The organism is Actinomadura sp. NPDC047616 (assembly GCF_040642915.1).
GTDB lineage: Bacteria > Actinomycetota > Actinomycetes > Streptosporangiales > Streptosporangiaceae > Spirillospora > Spirillospora miaoliensis.
In genome coordinates, this window is the sequence record NZ_JBEYTB010000017.1 from 117,900 (window position 1) to 129,209 (window position 11,310).

The 11,310-nt window shown below is 75.2% G+C and carries 9 protein-coding genes; 5 read left to right on the plus strand and 4 right to left on the minus strand.

Annotation, left to right across the window (positions count from 1 at the left end; all coding sequences use genetic code 11):
* Nucleotides 1-37: 37 nt before the first annotated feature.
* The 3 genes from ABZ801_RS33000 to ABZ801_RS33010 form a co-directional block, all read right to left on the minus strand.
* On the minus strand, nt 38-1,285 hold the full coding sequence (locus ABZ801_RS33000; protein WP_360705416.1) for an isochorismate synthase: 1,248 nt from the start codon (nt 1,283-1,285) through the stop codon (nt 38-40).
* Nucleotides 1,286-1,559: 274 nt separating this feature from the next.
* Entirely contained in the window at nt 1,560-2,156 is a 597-nt protein-coding gene (locus ABZ801_RS33005) for a biotin transporter BioY (protein WP_360705419.1), read from the minus strand.
* A 160-nt stretch (nt 2,157-2,316) separates the two neighbouring features.
* Nucleotides 2,317-3,051, minus strand: a complete 735-nt coding sequence (locus ABZ801_RS33010; protein ID WP_360705422.1) for a spermidine synthase — start codon at nt 3,049-3,051, stop codon at nt 2,317-2,319.
* A gap of 103 nt (nt 3,052-3,154) precedes the next feature.
* Between ABZ801_RS33010 and ABZ801_RS33015 the strand changes: the two genes are divergently transcribed.
* The 4 genes from ABZ801_RS33015 to ABZ801_RS33030 all read left to right on the plus strand — a co-directional run bounded on the left by ABZ801_RS33015 (nt 3,155) and on the right by ABZ801_RS33030 (nt 7,719).
* The gene (locus ABZ801_RS33015) at nt 3,155-4,165 is read left to right on the plus strand and encodes a trypsin-like peptidase domain-containing protein (RefSeq protein ID WP_360705425.1); all 1,011 of its coding nucleotides are present in this window, start codon (nt 3,155-3,157) and stop codon (nt 4,163-4,165) included.
* A gap of 320 nt (nt 4,166-4,485) precedes the next feature.
* Nucleotides 4,486-5,043 carry a hypothetical protein gene (locus tag ABZ801_RS33020; RefSeq protein WP_360705427.1) on the plus strand — a complete coding sequence of 186 codons (558 nt, stop codon included), beginning with the start codon at nt 4,486-4,488 and terminating at the stop codon, nt 5,041-5,043.
* Nucleotides 5,044-5,374: 331 nt separating this feature from the next.
* A complete protein-coding gene (locus ABZ801_RS33025) occupies nt 5,375-6,049 on the plus strand; it encodes a carbonic anhydrase (RefSeq protein ID WP_360705430.1) in 675 nt (224 codons plus the stop codon).
* 11 nt (nt 6,050-6,060) lie between these two features.
* Complete coding sequence (locus ABZ801_RS33030) at nt 6,061-7,719, plus strand: SulP family inorganic anion transporter (RefSeq protein ID WP_360705433.1); 1,659 nt, start codon at nt 6,061-6,063, stop codon at nt 7,717-7,719.
* A 72-nt stretch (nt 7,720-7,791) separates the two neighbouring features.
* On the opposite strand, the gene ABZ801_RS33035 is transcribed toward ABZ801_RS33030, so the two are convergent.
* The gene (locus tag ABZ801_RS33035; protein ID WP_360705436.1) at nt 7,792-8,523 is read right to left on the minus strand and encodes a TetR/AcrR family transcriptional regulator; all 732 of its coding nucleotides are present in this window, start codon (nt 8,521-8,523) and stop codon (nt 7,792-7,794) included.
* Nucleotides 8,524-8,736: 213 nt separating this feature from the next.
* Between ABZ801_RS33035 and ABZ801_RS33040 the strand changes: the two genes are divergently transcribed.
* The gene (locus ABZ801_RS33040) at nt 8,737-10,926 is read left to right on the plus strand and encodes an MMPL family transporter (protein ID WP_360705439.1); all 2,190 of its coding nucleotides are present in this window, start codon (nt 8,737-8,739) and stop codon (nt 10,924-10,926) included.
* Nucleotides 10,927-11,310 lie beyond the last annotated feature (384 nt).

An 11,310-nucleotide genomic window follows, 5' to 3' on the forward strand; every position in this document is an offset into this window, starting at 1 on the left:
GTCGTTCCAGCCGGGGCTTCCAGGATCAGCCGTCCGGTCAGCCTTCCAGGGCGTACCGCATGACGCGGAACTTGCTCTGCGCCTCGGCCAGCTCCGCCGCCGGATCCGAATCGGCGACGATCCCGCACCCGGCGAACAGCCGCGCCCGCGTGCCGTCCAGCTCCGCGCACCGCAACGCGATGCCCCACTCGCCGTCACCGCGGGCGTCCACCCACCCCACCGGGCCCGCGTAACGGCCCCGGTCCATGCCCTCCAGCCGCCCGATCAGCTCCAGGGCACGGTCGGTGGGCGTCCCGCACACCGCGGGCGTGGGATGCAACGCCTCCACCACGTCCAGCACCGACCGCTCACCGTGCAGACGCCCCAGCACCGGCGACGCCAGATGCATCACGTTCGGCAGCGTCAGCACCCGCGGGTCGTCCGGCACGCTCAGCTCGGCGCACAACGGCGCCAGCGACTCCCGCACCATCCGCGCCGCGTAGGCGTGCTCCTCACGGTCCTTGGCCGACGCCACCAGGCGCGCCGCCCGCTCGGCGTCCTCATCCGGATCCGCGCCGCGCGCCGTCGTGCCCGCCAGCACCAGCGACTCCACCTCGTCACCCGTCCGGCGGATCAGCAGCTCCGGCGTCGCGCCCACCAGCCCCCCGCACGCGAAGGTGTAGCAGGCGGGGAACCGCTCGGCCAGCCGCGCCAGCAGCACCCGCGCGTCGATCGGCTCGTCCGCCTGCGCGAACAGGTCGCGGGCCAGCACCACCTTGCCCAGCCGCCCGGCGCGGATGTCCCGCACCGCCGCGGCCACCGCACGCTCCCACCGCGGCGCGCTCAGCGCGCCGTCGCTCCAGCTCAGCCGGGACGGCGCCGTCAGCGGGTCGGCCGACTCCACCGGACGCGCCACCGGGCCCGACGCCTCACCGATCGTGGTCAGCCACGCCCGCCCGCCGCGCCGCCCCACCACGCGCCGCGGCACGATCAGCACCGAGTCGCCCGAGTCCGGGTCGAACGCGAAACTGCCGAACGCCACCGGCCCCGACCCCGGCACGTCCAGCGGGTCGTCCACCCGCGCCCCGCCGAACAGCTCGGCCAGCAGGTCCTGCACCGCGGTGAACCGGTCCGGCCCCGCCGGGACCGACAGCCGCGCCGCCTCCCCCCAGCCCACCAGGCCCTCGCCGTGCCGGACCCACGCCAGCGCGGACGGATGCGGAAGACAACTGATCAAATCGCCCGGATCGTCGATCTCGACGGTGCGCACGTCGAGACGGTCCGGTGCGGACACGGCGAGCCTCACGCCGCCCACTGTACGGCAGATTTGAACCCGTTCAAACAGGGGCGACCGGTGGTCGTTCTGAGGCGTACGCCACACGCCCGGCCCCGCGCCCGCGCCCCGCACAGGTACCCGCAGGCCACCGCCGGACCCACCGCCAATCCCACCACCAGGCAAGGCCCCGGACAGGCGACCGCCCGCCCCGGGCGGCACCCGGGACGGGCGGATCGGCCCGGCGCACCGAACGAACCGTGCAGGATCGGACGGGCCAGGCGGAGTCAGGCAGGGGCAGGCAGGGTCAGGCGGAGCCGTCGCGGCGGGTGCCCGCCAGCCGCCACGCCGCCGGCAGCAGCCCCGCCGCCAGCAGCACCTTCAGCGCGTCCCCGACCAGGAACGGCGTGACGCCCAGCTCCAGCGCCCGGCCCAGGTCCACGCCCAGCGCGGCCATCAGGTACGGCACGCCCGCCGCGTACATGATCACGGTGCCGGCCAGCATGGTGCCGACCGTGCGGACCGGGGTGCGGTCACCGCCGCGCTCGGCCAGCCGGCCCACCACGGCCGCCGCCACGACGAACCCCAGCACGTACCCCAGCGACGGCGACCCGGTACCCGAGGCGCCCTCGGCGAACCACGGCATCCCGGCCAGACCCGCCGCCAGGTACACCACCATCCCCAGCGCCGCGCGCCCCCAGCCCAGCGCCGCCCCGGCCAGCAGCACGGCGAACGTCTGCCCGCTGACCGGCACCGGCGTCCCCGGGATCGGCACGGCGACCTGCGCGGCGACACCGACCAGCGCCGCCGAGCCGACCACCAGCGCCGCGTCCCGTGCCAACGAACCGGGCAGCAGATCACCCAGGACGGCCGCACGCCGCCGGGCCACATGAGCGGTAGCCACAGAACCTCCCTCGCTTAACGACAGCCCGAAACCTAGCGAACCGGGCACGAGGTGGTGGATCCGGCACCCCTACAGAATCCACCCCCGGATTCTTGTCGTCTCCCGCCACATCACCCGCCACGCCGCCTGCGGGCGGCCGTCGGCCCCCGGGGCGCGCCGGCTATGCGCCGGTGGCGGAGGCCTCGCGCGGGCCGCGCGCGAGATAGATCACATCGGGTTCGCCGCGCGGCACCGGCACCCGCCGCACCCGCACATCGGCGAAACGCCCGCGCAGCAGCTCCTCGAACGCCGGGGCGGCGGCCGCGCTCCACACCGCCAGCACCCCGCGCCGCGACATCCGCGCGGCCACCAGATCCAGCCCCGCCGCCCCATACAGGCGCGCGTTGGACGCGGTGACCGTCCAGTCCGGCCCGTTGTCGATGTCCAGGCACACCGCGTCGAACACCCCGCCGACCGCCTCGCCGCCCGCCGCCTCGGGCTCCCGGCCGGGGGAGGGGGTCAGCCATTCCAGCAGGTCGGCGCAGTGCACCCGCACCCGCGGATCCTCCAGCGCCCCCGCCGAGCAGTGACGCAGGTGCGTGCGGTGCCAGGCGATGACCGCGGGCTCCTTCTCCACCACCGTCACCGCGGCCACCTGCGGCAGCGTCACCGCCTCGGCCAGGGAGAACCCCACGCCCAGCCCGCCCACCAGCACCCGCGCCGGCGGGTCCAGATCCGCCACCGCCGCGCGCACCAGCAGCCGCTCGGACCGCCCGTCCCGGGTGTCCATCAGGAACACCCCGTTGCTGATGATCTCGTGGTGCTCGCCGCACCTGCGCAGCACCAGCTCGCCGTCCCCGCCCCGTGCGCGTTCGACGACGACGGGCCGTTCCTGCTCACGCGCCAACCCCCGCATGCCCCGAGCCTAGGTGATCTTCCGGACGGGCCGCACCCACGGCCGGGAACAGGCCCCCGACAACCGGTGTTGCCGTGTAACGATGTAATCAGCGGGAGGTGTCATGGTCTCCGAACCCAGCCCCCACCCCGGCCCCGACGGCCCTGACCGCCCCGGCGACCCCGCCGGAGGCGCCCCGCGTGACGAGGGGCCCCTGGACGCCTACTCCCGCGTCGTGTCCGCCGTGGCGCGCGACCTGACCCCGCGCGTGGCCGGCCTGCACGTGCGCCACCACGGCCGCGACGGCGCCGGATCGGCCGTGACCTTCACCTCCGACGGATTCCTGCTCACCAACGCCCACGTCGTCGGCGGCGCCCGCGGCGGCCAGGCCGCCTTCGCCGACGGCACCACCACCTCCTTCACCGTCGTGGGCACCGACCCGCTGTCGGACCTGGCCGTCGTCCGCGCCGACGGCGACACCCCCGGCCCGGTCACCCTCGGCGACAGCGACGACCTGGTCGTCGGGCAGCTCGTCGTCGCCGTCGGCAACCCCCTCGGCCTGGCCGGATCGGTCACCGCCGGCGTCGTCAGCGGCCTCGGCCGGTCCCTGCCCGCCCGCAGCGGCAGCGCCGTGCGCATGATCGAGGACGTCATCCAGACCGACGCCGCCCTCAACCCCGGCAACTCCGGCGGCGCCCTGGCCGACTCCACCGGACGCGTCGTCGGCGTCAACACCGCCGTCGCCGGGATCGGCCTCGGCCTGGCCGTGCCGATCAACACCACCACCCGCCGCATCATCGGCGCGCTCATGCGCGACGGCCGCGTCCGCCGCGCCTACCTGGGCGTCGTGGCCGCACCCGTCCCCGTCCCGGCCGCGCTGCGCCCGCGCCTGGCGCAGCGGCAGGCCGTGCGCATCGCCGAGGTCGTGCCCGCCAGCCCCGCCGCCCGCGCCGGGCTGCGCGCCGGCGACCTGGTCCTGACCGCCGGCGGCGCCCCCGTCACCCATGCCCAGGGCCTGCAGCGGCTCATGTTCGCCGAGGCGATCGGCCGTCCCCTGCCCATCACCGTCCTGCGCAACGGCGCCCTCGTCGACGTCATCGCCGAACCCGTCGAACTGCGCGCCGAACCCGCCTGACACGCCGCCCGGACCTGACCCGCCGGCCTGAATTCGCTGGCCCCGCCGACACGGCCCGCACCGGCCGCGCCGGCGCGCCGACCCGCCGCCGACCACCCCCGCACGGCGGTGACCTGCGCGTTCCGCCACGCCGGGCCGCAAGAGGCGACCGGAGCCCGACATGTGATTTCCGACATGTTTAACACGGCGATAACCTCACACGGGCGACGCTGCCTTATCGTCACCATCAGATCACTGTTCGGAACCGGTCCACGCGACCGGACGCACCATGCCGACATCCGGGGACCACACCCGGGGCCGACACGATGAGGGGGCCGGCGGTGACACTGGCGCGAACGCTCACACGGGCGTCGGCCGTGCTGTCATGCCTGCTGGCCGTGCTCATGGTGCTCATCGCGGGCCTGTCCCCGCACGCCACCGCCTCCGCCCACCCCGCCACCCACACCCGCGCCGACACCGCGCACGCCGCCCCGCGCGCAACCGACACCCGCATCACCGACACGCAGGCGAGCGACGCACAGGCGAGCGACACGCGCGTCCAGGAACGCGTCACCGCATCCGCGCCGAGCCGGAAAGCCCCCAGCGCCGCCGCCAAACCCGCCGGCACTGCCGCCATGGCCGAACGGGTCGGCGCGGGGCAGTCCTGCCAGAACCACGAACCCGTCCAGGGCCCGCTGCACGTCTCCCACCTGAGACTTCGCGGCATCGCCACCGACAACCGCCCCTTGCACGGCCCTGACTGCGTCCTCGTGCCCCACCTGGACGGCAACCTCACACTGACCGTCCACCGGCCGCACGGCTTCGATGCCCGGCCCCGCTGCCTCACCCGCAGAACAGCCGCACAGATCTCCACGCTGCTGCAGGTGTTCCGCTGCTGACAGCCCTCACCGGCGGCCCCACCGCCGTGGGGACGACCCACCCGGCACCCGTGCGGTGACACCATCCGTCACCGCCGGCACCTTCGCCCACCAGGAACCGCGACCGGGCACCGCCCGCGCGGCGTGACCCGCCGCGCACCGGCCACCCGGCCCGCGACCCACGCGTAGGTGATCGCCGCCGGCCGCATCACGTGCACACGCACACGCCCGCCCACACGAACACGCACGTGGGCGCCGCCGCGTGCGCACCGTTCGCACCATCGTTCACCGACCGTTGCTCCATCGATGGCGCACGCCCGCAGACGGGCGGCGCACCTTGGAGGTCCTTCGCATGCGCTCCCTGATCGAACACGCCCGCGCCTTCCCCGCCCGCGCCGACGCCGACGGCTGCCACCTGGCACCCCTGGCGGCGGGCCAGTCCCCGCAGGCGCTGTTCATCACCTGCTCCGACTCACGGGTCATCCCGTCGCTGATCTGCCGCGCCCAGCCCGGCGAACTGTTCGAGCTGCGCACCGCCGGCAACATCGTCCCCGCCTACAGCCTCGACCGGCCCACCGGCGAGGCCGCCACCATCGAGTTCGCCGTCCAGGTCCTCGGAGTCGCCGACATCGTGGTGTGCGGGCACTCCCACTGCGGCGCCGTCGGCGCCCTGGTCCGCGGCGACGACCTGACCACCGTGCCGGCCCTGGCCCGCTGGCTCGCCGACACCACCGCCAAGGCCACCGGCGACCACGCACCGGACGCGCCACAGCAGACCCGGCACCAGCACACGAGGCAGCCTACGAGGCAGCCCACGAGGCAGCAGGCAGGTGAGGACGCCGAGGCCGTCCTCACCGCCGCCGTGCAACGCCACGTCCTGGCCCAGCTGGACCGCCTGCGCGGCTACCCCGCCGTCCGCGCACGCCTCGCCGACGGCACCCTCGCCCTGCACGGCTGGTACTACCAGGTCCACACCGGAACCGTGCACGCCCACCGCCCCTCCGACGGCACCTTCGCACCGCTGTGAAGGAGAAGCCAGTGACCGACAACCGCACCGCCACCCACCACGTGAACCACACCCACTCCGGCACCCGCGCCGACACCGCCGCCGGTGCCCGTGACAACGCCGCCGCGACCGCCACCGCCACCGCCGCCGGCCCCAACGGAGACTCCGGCGGAGGGCGACCCGGCGGGCGACTCGGCGGGCGCATCGCAGGGCGCGCCGCCGTGCTGCGCCACGACCTGCCCGCCTCCCTGGTGGTGTTCCTGGTCGCCGTGCCGCTGTGCGTCGGCGTGGCCGTCGCCTCCGGCGTCCCCGCCGAACTCGGCCTGATCACCGGCATCGTCGGCGGCGTGGTCGCCGGGCTGCTGCCCGGCAGCAGCCTGCAGGTCTCCGGCCCCGCCGCCGGACTGACCGTCCTGGTGTACGAGGCCGTCCAGCAGTTCGGCCTGCGGGCCCTGGGCGTGATCGTGCTGGCCGCCGGGCTGCTGCAGATCCTGCTGGGCGCGCTGCGCCTGGGCCGCTGGTTCCGCGCGATCTCCGTCGCCGTCGTCGAGGGCATGCTCGCCGGCATCGGCCTGACGATCATCGCCGGGCAGTTGTACGCGATGGCCGACACCCCCGCCCCCGACTCCGGCCCCGCCAAGATCGCCGGACTGCCGGGGCTGGCCGCCGACGCCCTGACCACGCCCGTCGCGCTGGCCGCGCTGGGCGTGGGCGCCGGCACCATCGCCGTGCTGGCCGGCTGGCGGCGGCTGCCCGGCCCGGTGCGCGCCGTGCCCGGACCGCTGGCCGCCGTCGCGCTGGCCACTGCCGCCGTGGCCGTGTTCGACCTGCCGGTCGACCGGCTGCGGGTGCAGGGACTGGTGGAGGCGATCCAGCCGCCCGGCCTGGCCGAGCTGTCCCGGCTGGCCGACGTGGCCGTGCTGGGCACCGTCGTGGCGTTCACGCTGATCTGCTCGGCCGAGAGCCTGTTCAGCGCGGCCGCCGTCGACCGCATGCACGACGGCCCCCGCACCGACTACGACAGGGAACTGGTCGCCCAGGGGACCGGCAACGCCGTGTGCGGCGCGCTGGGCGCCCTGCCGATGACCGCGGTGATCGTGCGCAGCTCCGCCAACGTCCAGGCCGGGGCCCGCACCAAGGCCTCCCGCGTCCTGCACGGCGTGTGGCTGCTGGTGTTCGCCGCCGCCTTCCCCGCCGTCCTGCAGGCCATCCCCCTGGCCGCATTGGCCGGGGTGCTGGTGCACGCCGGATGGAAGCTGATGCCGCTGGCGCAGATGCCGCGGCTGTGGCGCGAGCACCGCGGCGAGGCGGTGATCCTGGTGTGCACCGCCGTCGCCGTGGTCGCCCTCAACCTGTTCGAGGGCGTGCTGCTGGGACTGCTGCTGGCCGTGCTCAAGACCGCCTGGGAGACCTCCCACGTGCACCTGGACGTCGACGACGACGGCACCGGCCCCATCCGCGTCCGCCTCACCGGCAACGCGACCTTCCTGCGGCTGCCGAAGATGCTCGACACCCTGGAGGGCCTGCCGCACGACCGGCGGATCGAACTGGACCTGTCGGGCCTGCGGCACCTGGACCACGCCTGCCGCACCGCCCTGCTGAACTGGGCGGAGACCAGCCGTGACACCGCGGGCGCCGCGTCCGGCACCCGCGGCGGCGTGGAACTGGTCGGCGCCCACCCCGACCGGTAGCCCCGCCGCACCCCGGCCGCAGCCCCCGAGGAGCGCGCCCGTCGGCCCGCGCCTCGGGGGCGCGGCTGCGGTTCACCCGGCGGGCGGGCCCCCGGCCTGCCCCTCGCCGGCCTGTACGTCGCCGGCGCCGATCCGCAGCAGGTAGCCGTGCAGCACCTTCTTCATCTCCACCACCAGCGCCGCCCGTTCGGCCTCGTCGTCGGTGGAGGTCACCAGCGGCACCAGCGCCTGGAACACCTGGATCAGCACGCGCGCCGCGCGGGTGCGCTCGGCCGGGCCCAGCCGCGGCGCCCGCACCGCGATCACCTCCTCCACCCGGCCCAGCAGCGCCGCCTGGATGGGACGCGCCGCGTCCGCCAGCCCCGCCGGCATGTCCGGACGCGCGAACAGCGCCTTGAACCCCGGGTTGGCCACGTTGAACGCCAGGATCGGGTCGACCATCCGGTCGATCATCTCCGGCAGCGGCACCGCCGCCGGATCGACCGACTCGAACGCCTCCCGGTGCGCCGCGCCCATCTGTGTCACGAACCGGTCGGCCAGCGCCCCCGCGATCGCCTCCTTGTTGGCGAAGAACTGGTAGAGCGACCCCGGCGAGATCCCCGCCTGCGAGGCGATCGCGTTCGTCGTGGCCGCCTCATATCCCGAGCGGGCGAACACCTCGGCGGCGGCCGCCAGGATCTGCTCGATCCGCCGCTCGCCCCGGGCCTGACGCCTGCGCGCACGATCGCCCCGGCCCCCGCCCGCGCCCTCACGCGCCGCCTGCGCCGCCTGGCCGTCCTCGCGCGTGGCCCGCCCGTCCTGCATGTCGCGCCTCCCGATCCCAACACCGCGCCCCGAGCCGCCCCCCGCCCCGCTCACGAGTGCGGGGGAGGGCGTGTACTCCCGCAGGAGTATTGCAAACACGAGCAACCGCTCGTATTCTCCCCAGTTGAATACGAGCCAATGCTCGCATATGCCTATTCTCCCCGGGGGGACCGCATGCTCACACGGGCCATCGTCGGCCGACCATGGTGGATCGTGACCGCCGCGATCATCGGCACGATCCTGGCCGCGGCCGTCGGCGCCGGCACCATCGACGCCCTGTCGCTCAACCGCTTCGAGGCACCCGGCTCGGCGTCGATGACCGCCCGCGCCCAGCTCGCCGACCGCTTCGGCACCGGCAGCCCCAACGTCGCACTGCTGGTCACCGCCCGCCAGGGCACCGTCGACGACCCCCGCGTCGCCGCCGCCGGCCGCGAGCTGACCCGCGAACTGGCCGCCTGGCCCGGCGTCGGCGACACCTGGTCCTACTGGAGCCGCGGCAACCCCGCCACCCTGCGCGCCACCGACGCCCGCCAGGCCCTCGTCCTGGCCTGGGTGCCCGGCGACGCCGACCACGTCCGCCGCGACGTCCTGCCCCGCCTGGCCCCCCGCTTCACCCGCGCCGACGACCTGATCACCGTCCAGGCCGGCGGCGGCGACGAGGTGTTCCGGCAGGTCATGCAACAGGCCCGCCAGGACTTCCTGCGCGCCGAACTGCTCGTCGTCCCCCTGGTGCTCCTGCTGCTGTGGGCGGTCTACCGGCGCCTGGCCGCCGCGCTGGTCACCCTCGCCGTCGGCGTGTTCGCCGTCGCCGGATCCCTGGCCGCCCTGCGCGGCGTCACCGCCCTCACCGAGATCTCCACCTTCGCCTCCAACATCGCCCTGGTCATGGGCATCGGCCTCGGCGTCGACTACGGCCTGTTCGTCATCTTCCGCTTCCGCGAGGAACTCGCCCGCGGCCGCGACGTCGCGCAGGCGGCCACCGCCACCGTCCGCGGCGCCGGACGCACCGTGCTGTTCAGCGGCGGCACCGTCGCCGCCGCCCTGTCGGTGCTGCTGGCCTTCCCCTTCCCGTTCCTGGCCTCCTTCGCCTACGCCGGGATCGCCGTCGTGGCCGCCGCCGTCCTCGGCGCCACCGTCGTGCTGCCCGCCGCGCTCGTCCTGCTCGGCCACCGCGTCCAACGCCGCCGCGGCACCGCCCCGCACCGGCCCGAGACCGCCACCTTCTGGTACCGCGCCGCCGCCCGCGTCATGGCCCGCCCCCTGGCCTTCGGCGGCGCCGCCCTGATCCTGCTGCTGGTGCTCGGCGCGCCGTTCCTCGGCGTGCGGTTCGGCCTGCCCGACGACCGCGTCCTGCCCTCCTCCGCCCCCGCACGCCAGATGTACGACCAGATCCGCGCCAACTTCACCGCCGAGGAGGCCGACGCCCTCACCGTCGTGGCCGCCCCCGGCACCGACCCCGCCGCCCTCGCCCCCTACGCCGCCCGCCTGTCACGGCTGGACGGCGTCGTCCGCGTCGACTCGGCCGCCGGATCCTTCACCCAGGGACGCCCCGCCGCCGCGCCCACCGGCACACGCTTCACCCCCGACCGGCCGGGCGGCGGAACGTGGCTGTCGGTCGTCGCGTCCTCCCGGCGCTTGGAGGACGACGCCATCGGGCTGGTCCGCCAGGTCCGCGCCCAACCCGCGCCCGCACCCGTCACCGTCGGCGGCTACCCCGCCGAACTGGCCGACTACCGCGACGGCGTCACCGCGCGCCTGCCCCTGGTCGCCGCCCTCATCGTCACCGTCACCTTCCTGGTGCTGTTCGTCATGACCGGCAGCGTCATCGCGCCGCTCAAGGCCACCGTCCTCAACGTGCTCAGCCTGTCGGTGATGTTCGGCGCCCTGGTGTTCGTCTTCCAGGACGGCCACCTGGCCGGCCTGATCGGCTTCACCCCCACCGGAACGATCGAACCCAGCATCCCCATCCTGATGTTCTGCGTCGCCTACGGCCTGTCCATGGACTACGAGGTGTTCCTGCTGTCGCGCATCAAGGAGGAATACGACCGCACCGGCGACCCCACCGGCTCGGTGCCGCTGGGCATCGCCCGCTCCGCCCCGCTGGTCACCGCCGCCGCCGTCATCCTGGCCGTGTCCTTCGCCGCCTACGCCACCGGACGCGTGGTGTTCCTGCAGCAGCTCGGCATCGGCATGGCCCTGGCCGTCCTGGTCGACGCCACCGTCATCCGCGGCGTCCTCGTCCCCGCCCTCATGCGCCTGGCCGGCCCCGCCAACTGGTGGGCCCCCGCCCAGCTGCGCCGCCTGCACACCCGCATCGGCCTGTCGGAAACACCCGCCGCCCCCGCACCCGCACCCGCCTCGCAAGCAGCCCCGCCAGCCGCCACGACCACAACGCCCCACTAGCGCACACGGGGAACCGTGCCGGGGACAGGCAGCCTGGAGCGTCACCCCGGCACATCCCCGGCGGCACGCGGGCGGCGCAACCACCGCCGCGAGCGGCACCGGGCGCACCCGCCCACCCTGACACCCGAAAAGACCCCGGCCCGGCACCTATCACGGCGGGGGACGGCCGACCGCGCGCGTGCTCGACCCGGCACGGCCCTCGCGCCACGGTCTGCGAGCACCGGCCTACGAGCACCGGCGACGGGCGACAGGCGACGGGCAGCGGGCGGCAGGCAACGGACAGCAGGCAGCAGGCAACGGACAGCAGGCAGCAGGCAACGGACAGCAGGCAGCAGGCAACGGACAGCAGGCAGCAGGCAACGGACAGCAGGCAGCAGGCAACGG

Coding starts and splice junctions, on each gene's coding strand:
- ABZ801_RS33010 (WP_360705422.1), bottom strand. CDS start 3,051: ATGCGGGGGTTGGCGCGTGAGCAGGAACGGCCCGTCGTCGTCGAACGC.
- ABZ801_RS33015 (WP_360705425.1), top strand. CDS start 3,155: ATGGTCTCCGAACCCAGCCCCCACCCCGGCCCCGACGGCCCTGACCGC.
- ABZ801_RS33025 (WP_360705430.1), top strand. CDS start 5,375: ATGCGCTCCCTGATCGAACACGCCCGCGCCTTCCCCGCCCGCGCCGAC.
- ABZ801_RS33035 (WP_360705436.1), bottom strand. CDS start 8,523: ATGCAGGACGGGCGGGCCACGCGCGAGGACGGCCAGGCGGCGCAGGCG.